At 68.8% G+C, this 20,953-nt stretch carries 16 protein-coding genes; 9 read left to right on the forward strand and 7 right to left on the reverse strand.

Annotated features, from left to right (window positions below; genetic code table 11):
• Positions 1-26 precede the first annotated feature (26 nt).
• Genes ACIA58_RS09445 through ACIA58_RS09460 form a run of 4 tightly spaced genes read left to right on the forward strand, consistent with a single transcriptional unit; the run spans position 27 to position 6,955 of the window.
• Entirely contained in the window at positions 27-2,321 is a 2,295-nt protein-coding gene (locus tag ACIA58_RS09445; RefSeq protein ID WP_396403105.1) for a glycosyltransferase family 2 protein, read from the forward strand.
• On the forward strand, positions 2,321-3,145 hold the full coding sequence (locus ACIA58_RS09450; RefSeq protein ID WP_396403106.1) for a hypothetical protein: 825 nt from the start codon (positions 2,321-2,323) through the stop codon (positions 3,143-3,145). Before ACIA58_RS09445 ends, ACIA58_RS09450 begins: the two co-directional genes overlap by 1 nt.
• Positions 3,138-4,811, forward strand: a complete 1,674-nt coding sequence (locus tag ACIA58_RS09455) for a hypothetical protein (protein ID WP_396403107.1) — start codon at positions 3,138-3,140, stop codon at positions 4,809-4,811. The genes ACIA58_RS09450 and ACIA58_RS09455 overlap by 8 nt, the downstream gene beginning before the upstream one ends.
• A complete protein-coding gene (locus ACIA58_RS09460; RefSeq protein WP_396403108.1) occupies positions 4,808-6,955 on the forward strand; it encodes a glycosyltransferase family 2 protein in 2,148 nt (715 codons plus the stop codon). Before ACIA58_RS09455 ends, ACIA58_RS09460 begins: the two co-directional genes overlap by 4 nt.
• Before the next feature lie 325 nt (positions 6,956-7,280).
• On the opposite strand, the gene ACIA58_RS09465 is transcribed toward ACIA58_RS09460, so the two are convergent.
• From ACIA58_RS09465 to ACIA58_RS09475, 3 genes are all read right to left on the reverse strand, one after another.
• Positions 7,281-8,771, reverse strand: coding sequence for a class I SAM-dependent methyltransferase (locus ACIA58_RS09465; protein ID WP_396403109.1), 1,491 nt, complete (start codon positions 8,769-8,771; stop codon positions 7,281-7,283).
• 94 nt (positions 8,772-8,865) lie between these two features.
• Positions 8,866-9,918: a pseudaminic acid synthase gene (gene pseI, locus ACIA58_RS09470; protein ID WP_396403110.1), complete on the reverse strand. Its 1,053-nt coding sequence runs from the start codon at positions 9,916-9,918 to the stop codon at positions 8,866-8,868.
• Positions 9,918-10,421, reverse strand: a complete 504-nt coding sequence (locus ACIA58_RS09475; RefSeq protein ID WP_396403111.1) for a GNAT family N-acetyltransferase — start codon at positions 10,419-10,421, stop codon at positions 9,918-9,920. The genes pseI and ACIA58_RS09475 overlap by 1 nt, the downstream gene beginning before the upstream one ends.
• Before the next feature lie 98 nt (positions 10,422-10,519).
• On the opposite strand from ACIA58_RS09475, the gene ACIA58_RS09480 reads away from it, so the two are divergent.
• Positions 10,520-12,097, forward strand: coding sequence for a glycoside hydrolase family 10 protein (locus ACIA58_RS09480; protein WP_396403112.1), 1,578 nt, complete (start codon positions 10,520-10,522; stop codon positions 12,095-12,097).
• A 96-nt stretch (positions 12,098-12,193) separates the two neighbouring features.
• On the opposite strand, the gene ACIA58_RS09485 is transcribed toward ACIA58_RS09480, so the two are convergent.
• Entirely contained in the window at positions 12,194-14,608 is a 2,415-nt protein-coding gene (locus tag ACIA58_RS09485; protein WP_396403113.1) for a hypothetical protein, read from the reverse strand.
• A gap of 173 nt (positions 14,609-14,781) precedes the next feature.
• Between ACIA58_RS09485 and ACIA58_RS09490 the strand changes: the two genes are divergently transcribed.
• From ACIA58_RS09490 to ACIA58_RS09500, 3 genes are read left to right on the forward strand one after another with little or no spacing between them, the layout of a single operon-like run.
• The gene (locus tag ACIA58_RS09490; RefSeq protein ID WP_134105965.1) at positions 14,782-15,033 is read left to right on the forward strand and encodes a phosphopantetheine-binding protein; all 252 of its coding nucleotides are present in this window, start codon (positions 14,782-14,784) and stop codon (positions 15,031-15,033) included.
• A 7-nt stretch (positions 15,034-15,040) separates the two neighbouring features.
• Positions 15,041-16,282: an AMP-binding protein gene (locus ACIA58_RS09495; protein ID WP_396403114.1), complete on the forward strand. Its 1,242-nt coding sequence runs from the start codon at positions 15,041-15,043 to the stop codon at positions 16,280-16,282.
• Positions 16,275-17,018 carry an SDR family NAD(P)-dependent oxidoreductase gene (locus tag ACIA58_RS09500; RefSeq protein WP_396403115.1) on the forward strand — a complete coding sequence of 248 codons (744 nt, stop codon included), beginning with the start codon at positions 16,275-16,277 and terminating at the stop codon, positions 17,016-17,018. The genes ACIA58_RS09495 and ACIA58_RS09500 overlap by 8 nt, the downstream gene beginning before the upstream one ends.
• Here ACIA58_RS09500 and ACIA58_RS09505 read toward each other — a convergent pair.
• A complete protein-coding gene (locus ACIA58_RS09505; RefSeq protein WP_396403116.1) occupies positions 16,982-18,475 on the reverse strand; it encodes an MFS transporter in 1,494 nt (497 codons plus the stop codon). The two genes, ACIA58_RS09500 and ACIA58_RS09505, sit on opposite strands and share 37 nt — an antisense overlap.
• Before the next feature lie 147 nt (positions 18,476-18,622).
• Here ACIA58_RS09505 and ACIA58_RS09510 point away from each other — a divergent pair, with 147 nt between their 5' ends.
• Positions 18,623-19,222 carry a TetR/AcrR family transcriptional regulator gene (locus tag ACIA58_RS09510; RefSeq protein ID WP_396403117.1) on the forward strand — a complete coding sequence of 200 codons (600 nt, stop codon included), beginning with the start codon at positions 18,623-18,625 and terminating at the stop codon, positions 19,220-19,222.
• On the opposite strand, the gene ACIA58_RS09515 is transcribed toward ACIA58_RS09510, so the two are convergent.
• Both ACIA58_RS09515 and ACIA58_RS09520 read right to left on the reverse strand, forming a co-directional pair.
• Positions 19,182-19,700 (reverse strand): dTDP-4-dehydrorhamnose 3,5-epimerase family protein, encoded by a 519-nt coding sequence (locus ACIA58_RS09515; protein ID WP_396403118.1) that lies wholly within the window; start codon positions 19,698-19,700, stop codon positions 19,182-19,184. The two genes, ACIA58_RS09510 and ACIA58_RS09515, sit on opposite strands and share 41 nt — an antisense overlap.
• Positions 19,697-20,902: a DUF2786 domain-containing protein gene (locus ACIA58_RS09520; RefSeq protein WP_396403119.1), complete on the reverse strand. Its 1,206-nt coding sequence runs from the start codon at positions 20,900-20,902 to the stop codon at positions 19,697-19,699. Before ACIA58_RS09520 ends, ACIA58_RS09515 begins: the two co-directional genes overlap by 4 nt.
• Between the last annotated feature and the right edge of the window lie 51 nt (positions 20,903-20,953).

A 20,953-nucleotide genomic window follows, 5' to 3' on the forward strand; every position in this document is an offset into this window, starting at 1 on the left:
CCGCTGTCGAGGGAGGAAACACCGGAGTGACGCCGCGGCTGAGCGTGGTGGTGCCCTTCTACGGCGTCGGCGAGTACCTCGGAGACTGCCTGGAATCGATCGTCCGGCAGGCCTGGACCGACTTCGAGGCGATCCTCGTCGACGACGGTTCGCCGGACGACAGCGCCGTCGTCGCCAAGGAGTTCTGCGACCGGGACCCGAGGTTCCGGCTGATCCAGCAGGACAACGCCGGTCCGGGCCCCGCCCGCGACCGGGGGATCAGCGAGGCGACCGGTGAGTACCTCGCGTTCGTCGACGGTGACGACCTGGTCTCGCGGTACGGCTTCGCCGCCCTCGTCCGCACTCTGGACCGAACCGGTTCAGACTTCGCCGGCGGCAACGCCCGGCGATTCAACAACAGCTTCGGCGTCCGGCCGTCCTGGTTGCACAAGCAGCCGTTCGCCCGGGTCCGGCACGCCACGCACGTCACGGAGTTCCCCGACCTGGTCCTGGACCGGATGCTCTGGAACAAGGTCTACCGCCGTTCGTTCTGGACCGAGTACGGCTACACGTTCCCCCCGATCCGGTACGAGGACTACCCGGTCGCGCTCAAGGCGCACCTGGACGCGGTCACCGTGGACACCATCACGCAGGCCGTCTATTACTGGCGCGAGCGGGAGTCCGGGGAGTCGATCACCCAGCAGAAGTTCCAGCTCGGCAACATCCGCGACCGGGTCACCTCGGCCGGCATGGTGATCGACCTGGTCGAGGACGCCGTACCGGTGGTCCGCCGGCGCACGCACGCCCACCTGGCGCAGATCGACGTACTGACGCTGATGTCCGCGTTCGGCACCGTCCCGGTGGAGGAGGAGCAGCACCTGGTCGACCTGTCCCGCGAGCTGCTCGACCGGCTCGACGGCGACGTACTGGCCGCCACGCATCGGTACGACCGGATCCAGCACGCCGCCCTCCGCGCCGGTGACGTCGAGTTGCTCCGCCGGCTCGCGGTCTTCCGCAACTCCGGCGGACTCCGCGGCGGCGCCCGGGCGGTTTCGCGCGGCATGCGGTCGCGGCACCTCGACTACAACTACCCGGGGCAGGGCGAGACCGTCGTACCGCGGGCGCTGTACGGGCTGCGCGAGCAGGATCTGACGCTCGCGACGAGCGTGCGCGAGGTCGTCTGGGTCGACGGCAAGCTCTCGGTCAAGGGCACCGCGGAGATCCGCCACCTGGCGACGGACCGCTCGTCGGACCTGCAGATCGCGTTGGTTGTCGACGACGACACGTCACACCCCCTCGAAGTACGCCGGTACGGCGCGTTGGACCTGCACGGCGACACGTCGCTCGTCGGCTTCGAAGTACTGCTGGATCGGGAGCTGCTCGGGCGGTGCACCGGTGCGCCCGCGCATTTCGAGGTGCGGATGCGGTCGGGGCGGCGGGACCGGACCGGGATGCTCGGAGGTCAAGGGCCGGGAAGTCCCGGTTGGGCGCCGGGGGCGTGGATCGACGAGACGAACTGGATCCAGCCGGGTCCGGGCAAGTACGGCTGGTTCTCCTTACGTCGGCTCACGGATCCCTGCCGGTTGACGGCGGTCGAGCGGACGGCCGAGGAGCTGGTCCTGCACGGGCGGGCGTCGTTCGACGAGCCGGAGCTGCACCTCAGCCGGCCGGTCGTCGGTGGTGAGGAAGAGATTCCGCTGGAGGTCGACGGGCGTGACTTCATCGCCCGGCTGCCGATCCGGGACATCGTCGCGGCGGCGAACTACGACGATCCCTTCGGTCAACGGACGACCCGCGTGTTCCGGGTTCACGGCCCCGACCGGCAGCAGCGGGTGCTGCTGTGGACCGCGGGTGACTCGGCGGTTTCGAGTGCCGTCGATGGTCGGGTCGTCACGCTGACCCGGTCGACCGGTGGGTACGTGAATCTGCACGAGTCGCCGATCCGGACGACCGCCACCCGGGCTGTTGCTGAGGGCAATCAGTTGGTGGTGTGCGGTTCGGAGGGCGGCGACGTCACCTTCAGCTGGCGGCGGTACCTGGCCGAATCCGACGACCACCTGGACGTCCTGTGCCGCCGCACCGAATCGGCCGACGGCTGGTCGGCCGCGGTCGAGGTGGACTCGCTGATCCCGGTGACCGCGGTGAAGGTCTCGGCCGACCCGCTGGCCGCGTTGGCCGACTGGATCCTGTTCGCAACCTCCCCCGACGGTGCGGCGCACGCCGTACAGTGCGAGCCCTTCCTGTGCAGCCGGTTGCCGTTGGCAATCACCCACGGCACGCACGGCACGCACGCGCTCGCCGTCCGACCCCATGCCGGCACTCTGCACGTCGAGGTGCGCTGATGCATCACCACAACCACTACTACGGTCAGACGCACATCCTGTCGCGGTATGCCGGGTTCGATTTCGACCACCCGCCGCGGCTCCGGGGATACCTGCAGCACGGCTGGAACATCGGCTGCGGCTGGAACCCGGTGCACGAGTTCTACGACGGCGCGTGGCGGTTCACGTGGAGCGATGCGCCGCGTCGCCGCGGGCACGCGCTCGGCCGGCGGAACTACCACAGCATCGGTGCGCCGTTCCTGTACCTGATGGAGCTCGAGCCGGAGAAAGAGAAGCCGGTCGAGCGCGAGGGCACGCTCTGGTTCCTGTTCCACGGGTGGGAGGGCGGCAAGATCCAGGGCGACCACCGGCGGCTGATCGACGAGATCCGCGAGACCGAGCCCGGCCCGGTGACGTTCAGCCTGTACTACACGGAGTACGACCGGCCGGAGGTGCGCGGGTTCTACGAGGACGCCGGGTTCCGGGTGGTGTCGTTCGGGCGGCGCGGGTTCTCCTACGAGGGGACCGACCGGCGCTTCCTGTTCAAGCAGCTCGCCGAGCTGCGCAAGCACAAGCGGGTCGCGGCCAACCGGCTGTCGACCGCGATCTTCTACGGCATCGCGGCCGGCTGCGAACCGGCGGTGTACGGCGACCCGATGGAGATGGAAGGCGAGAACCCGTTGTTCGGCGGTCAGAGCCGGATCGAACGGCTGTGGCCCGAGCTGCTCGGCAAGTCGATCGACCTTGACGCCGCCCGGGCCACCACCGACCTCGAGCTCGGGAAGCCCTGGATGATGCCACCCGCGGAACTGCGGAGCCTGTTCGATTGGAGAGAGCGTGTCTGAGGTTCAGGTGGTCCTCGGGGAGATGCAGCCGTGGACCGATCACACGACGCCGCGACCGGCGCTGGCGGCGCTGCTGACCGACGTCGTCCCGGCCAACCGGCGGACGCTGATCCTCGGGCCGCACGCGCCGCAGCAGATCGAGTCGGTGCTGGCGCACTCCGCCGACGTGACGATCCTGGTCCGCTCGGTTTCAGATGCCCAGCAGCTGGGCGAGGAGTTCGGCCCGTGTCTGCGGGTGATCGCCGGCGCGCTGGACGGGCTGCAGGGCGAGCCGTACGACGTCATCATCGCGACCGATGGTCTTGACCGGGTGCTCGGGTACGACAGCGCCGACCTGTCGTGGACCGAGCGGCTCGCCGCGCTGTCCCGGCTCGCAGCGCCGGACGCGGTCGTCGTACTGGCTGTCGAGAACGAGTTCTCCCTGCTGAACCTCCTCGACAGCCGCCCGGCGCACGAGCGCCACGGCGACAACGAATGGCGTCCCCTCCATGACGACCCGACGCGCCCGGTCTCGGTCGCCCAGCTGAAGAGCGCCCTTCCGTGGCAGTCCGAGGTGTACGCCGACTTCGCGTCCCGCACCTTCATCCGCGCGGACGTGGCCGCGGGCGCCGGCCCCGGCGAGTTGCCCACCCGGTTGGCCGTCGGCGCGCTCGAGTCCGTCGACGTACCGCTCCTCTCCCCGCCGAACGAGGGCATCGACACGGCCGCGCGGGCAGGCTTGCTGGCGTCGGTGCCCACCGGCTGGCTGGCGATCTCCGGGGCGCGGCCGTCGCATGATGTGTATGCCCAGACGGCTCAAGCCGTCCTGACTGCCGACCAGAACCTCACGGGCTGGGACACCACGAGCACGGTCGGCCCATCCACCCCCGCCACCGACTGCGCGCTCTCCTTCGACCCGTCCGTCGTCCCCGCCGCCGTTCCCTCGGGCGTCTCCGTCGAGTCCGTGCTCTTCCGGCTCGCTGCAGCTGAGGACGTTCCCGCCTTCCGCAAACTGGCGGCCGACCTGGGTGACTGGGTCACCGCTTCTCGCGTGATCGTGCGCTGGGACGACGTGATTTTCGACGGCGAATCCTTTGCCTTCGGGGTCTCGCCGTGGGTGGCCGAGGAATGCGTGGACAAGGAAGATCTGCTGGCGGCCGCTTGGGTCCGGTTCCAGGACCGCCTGCTCGGGCAACACCGTCGCCACCCGTGGCCGCCGTGGATGGTCGGTGACGACCTGGTGTCCGCCTGGCTGGGCATGTCCGGTGTCGAGCCGCCCGAGCAGATTCAAGCCACGAGCCCGGACACCGCGCCGGCCACTGCCCAACAAGTTGCTCGCGGCAATGAACTCGCAGCTGCGCTGGACGTTGTACTCGAGACCCGCACCGACACCGTCGACGTACGCACGGCCCTCGCGGCGGCTGAAGAGGCCAAGCAGGAGCTGTTCGAGCTCAAGGGTCACGTCTACGGCCTCGAGCGCACGCTCGGCTTCCGCAACAAGGCGATGAAGACGCGCGAGAACCGCATCCGCGAGCTCCGCGGCCAGTTGCAGCGGGTGACCACCGCCCACGAGCGCATCCGCGGCTCCCGCACGTACGCCGTCTCGCGGGTGATTTTCCACGCCGCCCAGGTCCGCAAGCCCAAGACAGTCGCCCGCAAGCTCGCCCGCCGGATCCGGAAGCGATGACCGCGCCGCGCCTGAGTGTGGTGGTGCCGTTCTACAACGTCGGCGCGTACATCGGGGACTGCCTGGACTCGATCGCGCGGCAGACCTGGACCGACTTCGAGGCGATCCTGGTCGACGACGGTTCGCCCGACGACAGTGCCGTGATCGCGAAGGAGATGTGCGCCCGCGACGCGCGGTTCCGGATCGTCCAGCAGGACAACGCCGGGCTCGGTCCGGCGCGCAACACCGGCGTCGAGCACGCCACCGGGGAGTACATCACCTTCGTCGACAGTGACGACCTGGTGACGCGGCACGGGTTCGGGCTGTTGCTCAAGGCGCTCGACCGGAGCGGTTCGGACTTCGCCGGCGGCAACGCGCGACGGTTCAACAACAGCTACGGAGTACGGCCGTCGTGGTTGCACGGGCAGGTGTTCACCGAGGACCGGCTGGCCACGCACATCTCCGAGACGCCGCAACTCGTGCTCGACCGGATGGTGTGGAACAAGGTCTACCGCCGGTCGTTCTGGGACGAGTACGCGTACCGCTTCCCGGCGATCCGGTACGAGGACTATCCCGTCACCTTGAAGGCGCACCTCGACGCCGTCACCGTCGACACCGTCGCGGCGCCGGTGTACTTCTGGCGCGAGCGCGAGTCGGGCGACTCGATCACGCAGCAGAAATTCCAGCTCGCCAACATCCGCGACCGCGTCGCCTCGGCCGGCCTCGTCCTGGACGAGATCGAGGACGCGATTCCGGAGATCCGGCATCGTGTACATGCGCACTTCCGTCAGATCGACCTGCACTCGATCCTGTCGGCCTTCGGCACGGTCCCGTCGGAGGAAGAGCAGCACCTGGTCGAGCTCACGAACGAACTCCTGGGCCGGTTGGACAACGCCGTACTCGAGAGCGCGCCTCGGGTCGCACAACTGCAGTTCGCCGCTGTCCGCACCGGTGACGTCGAGCTGTTGCGCTTGGCCGCCCTCGACCCGGACGCGGCCGAGGAACACCTGCAGCGTGACAAGACCGACTTCACGCTGGCGACGAGCATCCGCGAGGTGACCTGGCTCGACGACGAGCTGTCGGTCCGCGGCACCGCCGAGATCCGTCACCTGCAGTCCAACCAGTCGACTCTCCGGATCGGTCTCGTCATCGCCGGCCGGCACCATCGCCTTCCGGTACGGCGGTTCCCGGCGACCGACCTCCGCGGCGAGGAGGGCCTTGTCGGGTTCGAGGTCCGCGTCAGCCGGGAGCTGCTCGCGAAGTGCCCGGCTGGTCCGTCCCACTTCGACGTGCGGATGCGCGTCGGCGGGATCCGCCGCCAGGACCTGCTGCGCGGGCAGAAGGCGGGCAGCCCGGGCTGGCCGCCGGGGATGTGGATCGACGGGACAAGCTGGATCCAGCCGGGTCCGGGCAAGGACGGGGCTTTCGCCGTACGGCGGTTGTCCGATCCGTGCCGGCTGACCTCGGTCGAGCAGACGCCCGACGCGCTGGTGCTGCACGGCCGGTCCGCGTTCGACGAGCCGTCGTTGTTCGTCAGCCGGCCGTTGTCGGGCGGCGAGGAAGAGCTGCCGCTCGAGGTCCACGGCCGCGACTTCACCGCGCGAGTGCCGATCCGTCCGATGCTCGAGGAGATCAACCCGGACGATCCGTTCAGCCAGCGGACGACCCGCGCGTTCCGGATGCGTGGACCCGAAGGCCGCGAGCAGGTGTTGCTGTGGACGGCCGGCGATCGCCTGGTCTCGCACGCCGAAGGCGGTCGCGTGGTGATGCTGACCCGGTCGACCGGCGGATATGTGAACCTGCACGAGTCCCCGATCCGGATGACCGCGACCGCGGCAGTTGCTGCTGGCAACGTGTTGGTGGTGCGCGGCCCCGATTGGGGTGAGGTCGACTTCGGCTGGCGCCGGTACCTGCCTGATTCCGACGACCACGTTGACGTTGCGTGCCGTCGTACGGTCTCCGACGACGGCTGGGCGGCCGTTGTGGAGATGGCATCGTTGGAGCCCGCGACCTGGATCCTCTTCGCGACCGCACCCGACGGCACATCGCACGCGGTGCAGTGCGAGCCGTTCCTGTCCAGCCGGTTGCCGTTGACGATCACGCGCGGGCGGCACGCCTTCGCCGTACGACCACTCGCCGGCACCCTGCATCTCGAAGTGAGCTAGCGCCTCCCTGTCTCAGTTGGTGAGACGAGGCGCGCACCCCCCCGCCAACAGCTTCTTTGGGCACCCATCAACCATCTCCCCGCTGGTTTCGTGGTCGAACCGTGCACAAAGACGAAGAGGCGCAGGTCTCGCATTCGCCACGCCCGCCGGTTCGGTGAGGCGCACGAGGTGGTGCTTGCTCGGGGCCGCCATCTGCAGCTCGACAGGACGTGTACCCACACAGCTGGCCAGCGCCCGCTCACGCGCGCCTGAAACCAGACCCGATCACCGCACACCTCCTGTCGAGATGCAGATCCCTCCGCCAGATCTGGTGCCCGGGGCGGCACTAGCGCCGCGCCACCAGCAACTGGTGGGTGACAGGCCACTCGAGCGCGTCGCCGTCGGGAGTGGTGATGGACGAGACCGGGGCGATGCGGTTGTCGATGACCCAGTCGTTGCGCCAGGCATTCGATGCCGGGTCGACGGTGAAGCCGGCGCGCTCGGCGACGGCGGACCAGCCGGCGAAGTTCAGGCCGCAGAACTGTTCGTGGGTCTCGCTCAGCCAGTTGTCGACGTAGTCCTTGCGGGTGAGGAAGTCCATCGCGTCGGCCAGGCGGAGCGTGAGTTTGTCGCCGGTGGCATCGAAGTCGAACGGGACTTCGGCGTTGCGCCGGAAGTCGTGCGCGAACTGGAAGAACCGTGCCCGCGTGGACAGGTTGGTGATGTACGCCGCAGGGTCGTCGAGCGTCTCCAGCTCGGCGACATCGGCCGGGTTGATGCCGTCGCTGTCGTCCAGCCGCAGTACGACGGGGCGGTCGGGCTCGTCGGGGCCACAGACATCGGAGTTGATCCAGACGCCGTGTGGCGCCGTGTGCGCGAAGAGCGCGTCCGCGAACCGCTGGACCGTGTCGGGGCGTGAGCCGTCGGCGTACGACCAGATCTCGTGCGTGAGTGCGAGCGTCAGCGTGGTGTCGATCGACCGCGGCGGGAAGACGGCCGAGCCGAGCATGTTGCGTTGGTAGAAGTAGACGTTCGGGTTGGTGAAGAGGCCTTGCTCCTTCTTGTGCACGCATTCGGAGTACAGATGCCGCGCGACCTCGACGCCGATCAGGTCCGACTCGTGGAAGCGCGGGTCTGCATCGATCAGTTGCAGCGTCGCGCCGGTCGCGCAGCCGATGTCGAGAATCCGGCCGGGGCGGACAAAGCCCTTGATTTGCTGCCATTTGCGGTCCGCGGCCGTCTCGAAGGCGTCGGCGTACGTCTTGTAGTCGCGGGTCGTGGTGAGTCCACCGTCGTCGCCGACCACCGGGTCGTTGACGCACCGCGCGACGTGCGCGTCCAGGGCGTAGCGCTCGAACACATCCACGGTCGCCGGATGCGCGAGCTCCTTCCACTGCTCGTTGCCCGCAGCAATCATCAGCAGGACGTCCCAGGGCTGCGCGACACCGTCCGTCTCGACCCCGATCACGGTGAAGCCCAACCGCTCGTACAACTTGCTCACGGCCGGCGTCGAACAAGCCACCACCGTGTTCTCCCGCGTCAGCCGGACCAGATCATCGGTCCCCGCCTCGATCGCCTTCACCGTCACCTCGGCGAAGTCGTCCGTCGGCGGCGTATCCACCACCCCCACGACCAACGACCGGATCCCGCTCTCGACACTGAACCGCTCGATCGCCGCTTCCCGCCGGTCGAACGCCACCGGATTCCGCTTGGTCGTCTGATGATTGGCCGACGTCACCGCCCAGACGATCGTCCGATCGGTGAATTGCGCCAGGAACCCGGCCTGGAAACGGGTCAGCACATGATGCCGCCCCGGAAACAACAAGTACTCCGCCACGCCGCCAACCTTCCCTGCGCACCATGCGTCAGACAGAACATGATCCCAGGGGGAGGGGCCGCGCCAAGTCGGTGGTTGGCAGCGGGCATCTGGGTTAGAGGAGATCCCAGGTGAGCGGGGTGCCGGCCGTGACGTCTGTGCGGAAGGGGCGGCCGTCGACCTGTTGGAAGAGGTCGGGGGCGAGGCCGCCGGCGGGGCGGATGGAGCGGACGTTTTCGGGCGTGATGGGGTCGCCTGCCCGGACGTCCTGGGTGACGTAGAGGGAGCGGCGGAAGCGAAGGACGTTCTCCTCGGCTTGCTTCGGGCCGATGACCGGTTTGCCGAGTGACAGCTGAGCGACGCGGGTGCTCTCGACGAGCAGCTCCAGCTCCCAGGGCTCCAACGAGAACGCGGAGTCCACACCCCCGTCGACGCGCTTCAGCGTCACGTGCTTCTCGATCACCGTGGCGCCCAGCGCGACCGCAGCCACCGCGGCGCCGATGCCCATCGTGTGGTCCGACAGACCGACCTGCACGCCGAGCGCGTCCCGCAGTACGGGGATCCCGCGCAGGTTGGACTGCTCCGGCGGAGCGGGGTAGCTTGCCGTACACGACAGCACGATGATCTGCTCGTTGCCGGTCGACCGCGCGGCCCGGACAGCAGCGTCGATGTCTGTCAGCGTCGCGGAACCGGTGGAGATGATGATCGGCTTCCCGGTCTCCGCCATCCCGCGCACCAGCGGCAGATCACCGATCTCGTTCGACGCGACCTTGTACGCCGGTACGTTGAGCTTCTCGAGGAAGTCGATGGCCGTCTGGTCGAACGCCGACGAGAACGCGACCAGCCCGAGCGACGTCGCCAGCTCGAAGATCGGCTCGTGCCACGCCCAGGGCGTGTGCGCCTCCTCGTACAGGTCGTACAACCGCGCTTCGCTCCACAGCTCGTGCTCCGCCGGCAGCCGGAACGCAGGGAGATCGAGGTCGAGCGTCATCGTGTCCGCGGTGTACGTCTGCAGCTTCAGCGCTTGCGCGCCGGACTCCGCGACGGCCCGGACGATGTCGAGCGCCCGATCCAGGTCTCCGTTGTGGTTCCCGGACATCTCCGCGATCACGAACGGCTGGTGATCCGGCCCGACCGGCACGCCGCCGATCTCGATGGTGGTGCTCATTACTTCCCCTTGCGTCGATCCTGCTTGCGCAGGCTGATCGGTATGACGGTGAGCTCGCGTCCATCGGCGTACCGGACCTCCGGCGTACCTTCGGCGAACCGGAAGCGCCGGTTCATCTGCCGGACCACCGCGTTGTGCTCGAGCACCTCGCCGGTGAGGACGTCGAGGCCGAGCTCGTCGAACGCGTACGCCGTGGCCTCGCGCATCACCTCGATCCACGCGGGCAGCGTCTCGCCGCGCTCGGCCAGCCCGTCGGCGTCCAGGAAGAACCCCCACGCGCCGGACGCGCCTTCGAGGTCGAAGAAGTTCACCACGCCGGCGGTCGCGCCGTCCCGCTCGTAGATCAGGACGCGGCGGCTGGGGTCCTTCGACGTCTTCGCCCACCACGCGGCGTGTTCGTCCGCCGAGATCTCGTGCGAGGTGATGCTGACCTCGCGATTGGCCTGCTGGTTGCGCAACCGCCGGATCGTGTCGACATCGGTGTCGGTCGCAGTCCGCAGCATGCACCTAACCTAGCGCCATGGTGTCGAGCGCTGTTCTTCAAGCGCCTTGATGTGTAAACATCTTTCGACTTCACCTTGAACGACGGTCGGAGAGTGACATGAGAGTCTGGCGAGCCATGGGTGTTCTGGGCGTGACAGCAGGGCTGTTGCTGAGTGGGCTGACCGGTACGGCGTCGGCCGCGCAGACGCCCGCCGAGCAGCAGAAGTGCGCGCCGAGCGCGACCACACCGCTGCGGCAGTTCCGGGCGAGCTGGGTCTCGACGGTGGTGAACATCGACTGGCCGTCGAAGACCGGTCTGAGCGCCGCGCAACAGCAGGCCGAGCTCATCGGCTGGCTCGACGACGCGGTCCGGCAGCACCACAACGCCGTCATCCTGCAGGTCCGTCCGACCGCGGACGCGTTCTGGCCGTCAAAGGTCGAGCCCTGGTCGCAGTACCTGACCGGTCACCAGGGCGGCGACCCCGGCTACGACCCGCTGGCGTTCGCGGTCGCCGAGGCGCACAAGCGGAACCTCGAGCTGCACGCGTGGTTCAACCCGTACCGGCTGTCGATGGGCACCGACATCAACGCGCTGGTCCCGACGCATCCGGCCCGCCTCCACCCGGACTGGGTCGTCTCGTACGGCGGCAAGCTGTACTACAACCCCGGCATCCCGGCCGCCCGCAAGCTGGTCGAGGACGCGATCATGGACGCCGTCTCGCGGTACGACATCGACGGCGTGCACTTCGACGACTACTTCTACCCGTACCCGGTGGCCGGCCAGACGTTCGACGACGCCGCGACCTTCGCGCAGTACGCCGACGGCTACACGGATCTGCAGGCCTGGCGCCGGCACAACATCGATCTGCTGATCCACGAGCTGACCCAGAAGATGCACGCGATCAAGCCGTGGATCAAGTTCGGCATCTCGCCGTTCGCGGTCTGGCGGAACAAGGCGACCGACCCGGAGGGCACCGACACGACGGCCGGCGTGCAGACGTACGACGACCTGGCGGCGGACACGCGCAAGTGGGTGCGTGAGGAGTGGATCGACTACATCGTCCCGCAGGTGTACTGGGCCGGCGGGTTCGCACCGGCCGACTACAACAAGATCGTGCCGTGGTGGGCCGACCAGGTCCGCGGTACGCACGTCCACCTGTACATCGGTGAGGCGACGTACAAGGTCGGTACGTCGACCCAGTCGCCGGACTGGTCCGACCCGGCCGAGCTGAGTGATCACCTGGCGTTCGACAGCGCGATCCCCGAGGTGAAGGGCAACATCTACTTCTCCGCGAAGGACGTCCGCGCAGACCGTCTCGGTGCGACCACGCTGCTCAACAACACCTGGTACACCAGGCCGGCGCTGATCCCCGCGATGCCCGCCCTCGACTCCCGCCCGCCCCTGCCCGCCCACGCGGTCCACGCGACCCGCACGGCATCCGGCGTACAACTCAAGTGGGCCCGCACGTCGAAGGACACCACCTCATACGCCATCTACCGCCGCGACCTCCTGGGCGGTGACCACTGCCCCGACAACGACGCCCGCAACCTCGTCTCCACCATCCGCTCCACCGGCGCCACCCAGTCCTACACCGACCCCACCGCAACCCCCGGCAAGCCCTACCTCTACACAGTCACAGCGCTGGACCGCCTCGCCAACCAGAGCATCGCCATCCCCACGGTGGCCCTCCGCTGAGCTCCGTCGCAGGGGTCATCCACTCGCCTTGGGGGTTCTGCCCTCGTACACCAACAGAGAACCCCCAAGGCCGATGGATGACCCCTGTCAGGTTGCTTACGGCGTGCGGACCGGGGGAGTGGCGGAGGTGGGCAGGCTGCCGGTGGGGAAGGGCTGCGTCGGCTGGGTCTGTCCCGGCGACTGGGTGCCGGTGGGGAAGCTTGGTGAGCTCAGTGTGCTCGTCGGGAAGCCTGGTGAGCTTGGTGTGCTCGTGGGGAAGCCCGGGGAGCTGGGGGTGCCGGCGGGAGTGCCTGTGGGGGTCGGGGTTCTGGTGGGGAGCGGGCTCTGCCGGGGTGGCGGGTAGATCTGGTACACGCGGACCGTGCCCAGCTGGAATCTGAGTTCGGTGAGTTTGTCCAGGTTTTTCGGGGGTGCGCTGACTCGGCCGTCGAGCAGCAGCCACTGGACGTCGTACTTCGTGCGCAGCGTCTCGATCAGCTGGCGGGTGGGGTTGCTGAAGACCTCGTCGTTCAGCTGCAGCTGTTCCTGATCCGGGTACGGCCCCTGGACCCCGTCGGGGTAGCTGTCGTCGACGCGCGCCTGGTAGGACCACCCCTCGACGAGTACGCGGCGCTCGGCGTACCCGGCGATCCAGTACGACCCGGTCAGGCAGTGGGACGCCCGCGCCTGGTGGCAGTGCACGTTGGTGGCGATCCGGTCGTCCGCACCGGAGTTCCGGCGGATGAAGCGGGCCGCCTCGATCCCGCCCGGTGCGATCGACGCGTAGTCCGTCAGCGGCGGGCTGGCGAACTTGCGGATCGACGCCACCGTCGGCGACACCGTAGTACCCACCAGCACCGCCACCGCGATGACAGCCCAGGTACGCCGGGAGCCGCGCAACACCAGCCCGAACACACCGATGCCGATCGCAGCGATCACCAGCGCAACGACAAGCCCCTGCCCGAAGCAGCTCCCCGACGTACACGACTTGTCCGAGCGATAACGACCCCAGTAGATGGCAGCCACGCCGATCGCGAGCGCCACCGCGGCAATCCAGTACTGCCGCCGCTCCAGCGACCCAAGCCCCCAGGTCGCGAGCAACACCCCGAACATGAACCCGGTCCGAATGAAGAACAGCTGGGTGTCACCGCGATCGGCCAGCAGCGACGCACCCAGCACCGCAGCGACGAACCCAGCCAGCAGAAAGACCAGCATCGGGTCCCGCGCCATCCGCCGCTTGATCAGCAATGCGCCGACCACCGGCATGACCCACCCGACCACGACCACAGCGGCGATCACCGGGACAGCGGACCCACCGCCCATCCGGTCCGCCAGGCTGTCGAACGTCGCCCCCGGATCGAATCGCACACTCGACGCGGCGCCCCGCAGTACGAAGAAGAACGTCAACGCGTACGCCGCCGCGACGCCAACGCCCAGCACCAGCGCTCGCAGATTGAGCCGCCCCGCGCGGACCGTCAGATAGATCCACGCAACCGCGAGTCCAGTCGCATAGACCGGCAACGCGGTCGCCTTCGTCAATGCCAGCGCGGCAATAAGCACACCGGCCGCGACGAAGAGCCGAAACAACTCACCCCGCGTCTTGGCCGTACGACGTCGCAGAAGCACCGCCGTGACCGCGATCAACGGCAGCAGCAGCACTGTGGAGAACGCCTGCGGCGGATTGGTCAGCTGACCGAGCGAGAACGGCCCGTCCGCGAACACCCGATCCGACACTGCCCACGGCCAAGCAACCAGATCGCCTCCGGCCACAACGAGCCCCGCAGCGATCGGCGCGGCAACAGCGCGACCGGTCAGCACCATCCCGACCGCGGCCGCGCCCAGCACCGTCAGCAGGATCCAGGCGAACGGCGCCATCCGATGCGTGAGTACGTCGAGCGGCACACTCGTGATCCAGTGCGCCGACGCGATGTGGTCGTACGCCGCCCAGTGGCTCGTCAGCCACCCGCCATCGGCGTACGGCACGTGCGGCGGGAAGTGATGCGTCAGCTCGCCCGCGAGCGCGAGGTTGTGCGGAGCGTCCGAGTTGGGTCGCAGCGCCTCCGACCCGTTGAGTGGGATGAGCCGCGAGCCGGCGCGTACGAACCACGCCGCCGCGACACCGACGGCGACCATCGCGCCGGCCATCGACCACCACGGAGTCGGTCGCTCCACAAGCTTCCGCCGCGGCAACGCCCTCCATACCCCGAGGGCCAGCGCCGGCATCAGCAAGGCCGCGAACGGCATGTTGAACAGCATCCCGATCGGGTAGACCAGTGCTTCGACGGCCAGCCCGAACGCAGTACCCAGGACGACGTCCGCCGAGAACCACCCGACTCCGCCGGTCAGTCGCCGCCAGAACATCGTGCCTGGTACGACGATCACGACCAGCAGATAACCGAGGTACGCCGCCGGCATCCAGGGCGGATGCTCCTGCAGCGCCACGAACCAGGCCAGCGGCAGGACGGGCAGGCTCGCCACGGCCGCGATCCGCTTGCCGCCTCCCGCGGCACGGCGCCTGCCCGCTCTGATCATCGCGCAAGTGTATGAGTCCGACGAGTCGCGTTCGTGGCCGGTGAGCCGTTTACCGCCACGAAGTTCGCATTTACACTCGGTAACCTCCCAGAACCCTCAGTCGCCGGGAGGTCCCGATGGTCAAACGGTTGACAGCCCGGGTGCTCGATGGTGACCCGCTAGGCTGCGGGACTATGAGTTCGGTGGCGCGGGGTCGGGTCAGGGAGATGATGGGTGAGGTGATGACGGCCCAGGGCCGATCGTTGCCGGCCGACGACACAGCGGATCTCCGCGAGATCGGGTTCCGATCGCTGGACTTCTCCGAGTTGGCCCTCCGGGTGGAGGACGAACTCGGTGACGAGCTGAACTTCGATGCCCCTGGGCTGCGCCGGATCGCTACGGTCGGCGACGTACTGGACTTCATCGAGCAGCTCCAGTCCGCGTGACGGCGCCGTGACCAGCCGCCGCAGGACCACCGCTCTGATCGGTGACGACAACACCGTCGTCGTCGCGGGCAAGCGCCTGACCTGGCGGACGCTGCACAAACTGCCGCAGCTGCCGTCGCCCGCGGCTGTCCTGGTCGACAGCGGCGCCGACGCCCTCGCGGCGCTTCGTCATCACGCGGTCCACGGCACCGAGCTGCTGGTCGCCACCGAGTCCCGTGTGGACCAGCGGATGCGCGAGGAGCTGGGCGAATCCGGGTTCGCCGTCGTCCTGCCCGATGGGGCAGTGACCCCGGCGAAACTGAAGCGGGTCGAGGAGTCCGGCCGCGCGTGGCTGCTCACCTCGGGCTCCACCGGCCGCCCGAAGCGCATCGGCCACACCCTCGAGTCGCTGACCACGGTCACCGGCGACCAACCGCCGCGCACCTGGCTGCTGCCGTACTCGCCGGGGACGTACGCGTGGTGGCAGGTCGTCACGCTCTCGCTGACCCACGCCGACCAGGGCCTGGTCGTCATCGAGCCGAGCGAGTTGGAGGACTGGCCGGCGATCGCCACCGAGCACGGCGTCACCGCCGCATCGGGTACGCCGACCTTCTGGCGGCAGGCCATCTACCGCGACGCCGACGCGCTCGGCCGGGTGCCGCTGGAGCAGCTCACGCTAGGCGGCGAGCCGGTCGACCAGGCGATCCTCGACCAGTTGCGAGAGATCTTCCCGAAGGCCCGGATCTCCTGGATCTACGCGTCTTCCGAGGTCGGCGCGTCGATCGTGGTGCACGACGGCAGGGCGGGCTTCCCCAGGTCCTGGCTGGACCGCGAGCCCGATCCTGAGCGTCCGATGCTGACCGTCGAGGGCGACGAGCTGGTGATCCGCTCGCCGCACCACGGCGCGGGTCTCGTCGGCGCGGTCCACACCGGCGACCGGGTCGAGTACGACGACGACCGCGTGCTGATCACCGGCCGCCTGGACAGCGACGAGATCAACGTCGGCGGATCCAAGGTCTCGGCCGGTGTCGTCCGCAACGTGCTGATGGGCCATCCGGGCGTCTCGTGGGCGCGGGTGTTCGCGCGCAAGGCGCCGCTGGTCGGCCGGATGGTGGCCGCCGAGGTCGTCCCGAACCGCGCGCTCGGCCCGATCACGGACGCCGACCTGGTGCAGTGGTGTTCGAACCGGCTGCCCGACTACGGCGTACCCCGGAGGATCAAGTTCCTCGACGAGATCCCGCAGAAGGAAACCCTGAAGAGTGATGTCTGAAGTAAGTGTCCCCCCGGCCTCGGTCGTGCTGGTGTCGGGCGGCTCCCGCGGCCTCGGCCTGGCGATCGTCACCGACCTGCTCGGAGCCGGGCTCAAGGTGGCCGCGTTCGCGCGGACCGTCACGCCCGAGCTGGCGGCGCTCGGCGAGAAGTACCCGGACCACCTGCACCACGGCTCGGTCGACGTCAACGACGCCGAAGCCGCTCAGGCCTTCGTCAAGGAGGTCGAGGCGGTTCTCGGGCCGATCGATGCCTTGGTCAACAATGCGGCGATCGGCCAGGACTCGTTGCACGTCCACACCTCGGCCGAGCACCTGGCCGAGATCATCCGGACCAATCTGACCTCGCCGTTGATCCTGACCCGCTTCGTCCTGCGCCGGATGCTCGCCAAGGGGCTGAAGGGCCGGATCGTCAACATCACCTCGATCTGCGCGCAACGCGGCTATCCCGGCCTGGTCGCCTACTCGGCCACCAAGGGCGGAATGGACGCGGCCACCCGCTCACTGGCTCGTGAGCTCGGTGGCCGCATCCTCGCCAACTCCGTCGCGCCGGGGTTCTTCGCATCGGAGATGTCAGCCGTCCTCGGCCAGACCCAACTCGACCAGATCGTCCGCCGTACGCCGACCGGTCAGCTGACCGAGCCGGAGGACGTGCTCCCGGTCGTCCGCATGCTCCTGCTGGAGAACACCAACATCAACGGTCAGGTGCTGGTCGTGGACGGTGCCGCCTCCATCTGAGGCAGGCTCTCGACCGGTTCCGGCTCGGTGCGGAACCAGTTCCACGGACGCACGCTGATCACGATCATCGTCAGGCTCAGTACCGCGTACACCAGTGAACCGACGAAGGCCGCGTGGACGCCGTCGACCAGGACCTCGCGCGGAACGACCGAGGTCGAGTTGCGGCTCGCCGTACCGAAGATGGTGACCAGGATGCCGAGGCCGAGTGCGCCGCCGACCTGCTGGACCACGTTCAGCATGCCGGACGCGGCGCCCGAGTCCTGCGGTGCGACACCGGAGATCGCGCGGCCTACCAGCGGGATGAAGATCATCCCGGCGCCCCCGCCGAACAGCAGCAGCGGACCGACCACGTCGTGCAGGTAGGTGCTGCTCGCGTCCAACCGAGTCAGCCACACCGTGCCCAGTGCGACCAGCGTCGATCCGGTCAGCATCAGCTTCGCGCCGTCGATCCGGGCGACCAGCCGTGGTACGACGCGCGACGCCGTGAACAGCAGACCGGTCATCGGCAGGAAGGCCAGGCCGGCAGCCAGCGGGCTCAGCATGAGCACGCCCTGCAGGTACTGGGTCAGGAAGAAGAACATCCCGAACATGGTCCCGACGACGAGCAGCATGGTCAGGTACGACGTCGACCGGGCCGCGGACTTGAACAGCCGCAGCGGCACGATCGGGTGGCTGACCCGCCGCTCGATCAGCACGAACGAGACCAGCAGCACCACACCGGCCGCGAAGGCCGCGAGTACTTCGGCCGACGTCCAGCCCGCCTCGGCGACCCGGATGAAGCCGTAGACGAGTGAGGTGATGCCGAGTGTCGACGTGAGCGCACCGGCCACGTCGAACCGGCCGGTTTCCGGCGCGGTCTCGGTCAGCACCCGTCGCGCGGCGAACACCAGCGCGATACCGATCGGGACGTTCACGAACAGGCCCCAGCGCCAGGACGCCCACTCCGTCAGCATGCCGCCGAGAACCAGGCCGACACTGCCGCCACCGGACGACACCAGGCTGTAGTAGCCGAGCGCCTTCATCCGCTCCGGGCCTTCGCGGTACGTGAGCATGAGCAGCGTCAACGCGGCCGGAGCGGCGATGGCGCCACCGATGCCCTGCAGTACGCGGGCGGCGAGCAGGAGGTCGGCGTTCGGCGCGAGGCCGCCGAGCAGCGAGGCGAGGGTGAAGACACTGATACCGGTGATGAAGACCCGGCGGCGGCCGAGCAGGTCACCGGCGCGGGCGCCGAGCAGCAGCAGACCGCCGAACGCGAGCGCGTAGGCGTTCTGCACCCACGACAGGCTGGACGGGCTGAAGTGCAGGGCTCGCTGGATGTGCGGCATCGCGATGTTCACCACGGTGCCGTCGAGGATCACCATCAACTGCGTGACCAGGATGACTGCGAGGACTACCCCCGGCCGCCGAGCGGGCGTGCCGGGACTGGCGCCGGCCGGCGCCGCGGCTGTTGCCGACATATTGCTCCTTACCCCGGAGGGGCTACAGTTGTGAGAGGAAAGCGGAGCGCTCCTCCGGATACGATACGGAGGCAGCCTCCGCTTTTGCAAGCGATATTGTGGCTGAACTTTGAGGCGTGGATTCGTCACGGACCGTGAGGAGGGTGGATGGCACCGCAACCGCTGCCGTGTACGCGGCCGACCCGTGCGGACGCGGCCCGGAACTACGACCGCCTGGTGACGGCCGCCCGGGAGACCTTCGCCGAGCACGGCACCGACACCTCACTGGAGGAGATCGCCCGCCGCGCCGGCGTCGGCATCGGCACGCTGTACCGCCGGTTCCCGAGCCGGACAGCGCTGCTCGAGGCGGTCTACGTCGAGGAGATCCAGTCCGTCTGTGACCGCGCGTACGACTTCGACCGGGAGCTGGAGCCGTTCGACGCGCTGTCGGCGTGGTTGCGCAGCTTCCTCGGGTACGGCCTGTCCAAGGGCACTCTGGCCAGCGAGCTCACGGTTGCCCTAGGCAAAGATTCGCCGTTCTTCCAGGTCTGCAAGGTGAACGTGCAGGAGGCCGGGAAGCTCCTGCTGGACAAGGCGAAGGCGGCCGGCGAGGTGCGGGCGGAGCTCGAGCTGGCGGACGTGATGCGGCTGGTCGGCGGCATCAACATGGGCCGCGACATCGAGCCCGAGCAGGCCAACCGCCTGCTCGACATCGTGCTCTGTGGACTCAGGCCCGCTGCTGCCTCAGCTGCGCCAGCGAAGGATTAGCGGCGTCCCGCTCGGTGTAGTTGAGCTCCGGGACCGGCCACTCGATCGCCAGCTCCGGGTCGAACAGATCCACCGCTACCCGCTCCGGCGACCAGTGCTCGTTCACCAGGAAGTTGTACGTCGTGTGCGGCGTCAACGTGCAGAACGAGTTCCCGACGTCACGCGGCACGTAGAGCGCGTCCGACGGACCCAGCTCGAACGTCTCCACCCGGCCGAAGGCCTCGGTCTCCCGCAGGTCGACGATCGCCGCGAACACCCGCCCCGACGACGGCGACAGGTACTTGTCCCACGGCTCGGCATGGATGCCGCGGACGATCCCGGCGTCGGCGAAGTACGCGACGTTGTGCTGGACGACGTCCATCCCGAGCTCGGCCAGCTTCTCGCGGTGGAAGTTCTCCTTGAACCAGCCGTCGGCGTTGGGCTTCACCTCCAGCCCGATCCGCAGTACGCCGGGGATTCCGGTCTCCTCGATCCTCACCGGCGGACCTGCCGGCGGGCGTCGAGCTGGGCCTGGTCGGCGGCCGTCAGCCCCGCGTGCCAGCCGGCGCCGTTGGTGATGCGTGTCCGCCGGGTCGTCGTGTTCGGGAAGAGTTGCGCGAACAGGGCGTCCACCTGCTCCTCCCGCTTGGCCAGCACCGGCAGCAGCCGACCCGCATCGGCTTGCGGTACGGCGGCCTGGGTCGCGGCTGTCGTCTGCTCCAACCGCTCGCCGATGCGTTGCGCATAGGCCATCAGGAACGACTGCCGGAACGAGCGCGTCCTGGACTCGCCGCGATGGCCGATGTGCTTGCCGGCGGCAAGCATCGCCCGGTTCGCCTGCACCAGCAGGGAGGTGCTGAGGAGCTCGGTGTGCTGCAGATCGACCTCGGCGCCGACCACGGTGACCACAGCGAGGTCGTCGATCACGACCGTCCGGCACCGGTTCGCCGCGGCGACCGCCCCGACCAGCTGCGCCTTGGCCGAAACGTACGGCGTCTCGACCCACAGACGCCGGGCCGCGGAATCGTCCGGGATCTCGACCTCGGCCTCCAGCAGCGCACTGTCGAGCGAGAACTTCGCCATCAACTCCTGCGCCTTGCCGGACAGCGCCTCGGCCTCGTCCGGGAACTCGGTCGCCTCCGCCTTGGCCAGCAGGCCGCGGATCCGCGCCAGCATCTTCCCGTTCGCCGGGACGACGGGCTGGTCGCGGCGGACCGGCGTGCCTGGCAGGGGAAAAATCCGGGCCAGGACCGGCAGCGTCTGGAGGAAGCCGGCCAGCGACAGGGCGTGGTGCAAGGTGAGGTAGCGGCCGACGCGCGCACCGGCTGCCCACGCGGTCAGGCTCAGCGCCGTGAAGGGCTGCGGCACACCAAGGTCGGTCAGCTGGTCGAGCCAGCGGGGGTCGATGGTGGTGGCTCGGTAGCCCACGTGCTCCGCAGCGATCGCGGCCAGCAGCAACGGCTCGACGCCAGGGTCCAGAATGCGGCGGCCGTGCTGCACGACGTCGGCGGGCGCCCAGCCGCGCTCCCAGGTGGTCCGGACCAGGCCGGTGAGGAACGCCTGCACGCAACGGTCCACCTGCGCCTGGTCGTGCTCGTCGTACGCGCCCAGGCGGGCCAGGTGTTCGTCAGCGCGATCGTCGCGCACCGCCACGACAGCAGCCGTGATCGGTAACAATCGCAGGATTTCCTCGTCACTCACGCCATCGAGTCTGACACTCACCGAAGTTCCCGCCCAAACGGGAATCAGCGC

Source organism: Kribbella sp. NPDC051586 (assembly GCF_044453965.1).
GTDB lineage: Bacteria > Actinomycetota > Actinomycetes > Propionibacteriales > Kribbellaceae > Kribbella.

Excerpts from the sequence above, each read along its gene's own strand:
- ACIA58_RS09450 (WP_396403106.1), top strand. The coding sequence starts at position 2,321 with ATGCATCACCACAACCACTACTACGGTCAGACGCACATCCTGTCGCGG.
- ACIA58_RS09500 (WP_396403115.1), top strand. The coding sequence starts at position 16,275 with ATGTCTGAAGTAAGTGTCCCCCCGGCCTCGGTCGTGCTGGTGTCGGGC.
- ACIA58_RS09510 (WP_396403117.1), top strand. The coding sequence starts at position 18,623 with ATGGCACCGCAACCGCTGCCGTGTACGCGGCCGACCCGTGCGGACGCG.
- ACIA58_RS09480 (WP_396403112.1), top strand. The coding sequence starts at position 10,520 with ATGAGAGTCTGGCGAGCCATGGGTGTTCTGGGCGTGACAGCAGGGCTG.
- ACIA58_RS09460 (WP_396403108.1), top strand. The coding sequence starts at position 4,808 with ATGACCGCGCCGCGCCTGAGTGTGGTGGTGCCGTTCTACAACGTCGGC.
- ACIA58_RS09505 (WP_396403116.1), bottom strand. The coding sequence starts at position 18,475 with ATGTCGGCAACAGCCGCGGCGCCGGCCGGCGCCAGTCCCGGCACGCCC.
- ACIA58_RS09490 (WP_134105965.1), top strand. The coding sequence starts at position 14,782 with ATGAGTTCGGTGGCGCGGGGTCGGGTCAGGGAGATGATGGGTGAGGTG.
- ACIA58_RS09475 (WP_396403111.1), bottom strand. The coding sequence starts at position 10,421 with ATGCTGCGGACTGCGACCGACACCGATGTCGACACGATCCGGCGGTTG.
- ACIA58_RS09485 (WP_396403113.1), bottom strand. The coding sequence starts at position 14,608 with ATGATCAGAGCGGGCAGGCGCCGTGCCGCGGGAGGCGGCAAGCGGATC.
- pseI (WP_396403110.1), bottom strand. The coding sequence starts at position 9,918 with ATGAGCACCACCATCGAGATCGGCGGCGTGCCGGTCGGGCCGGATCAC.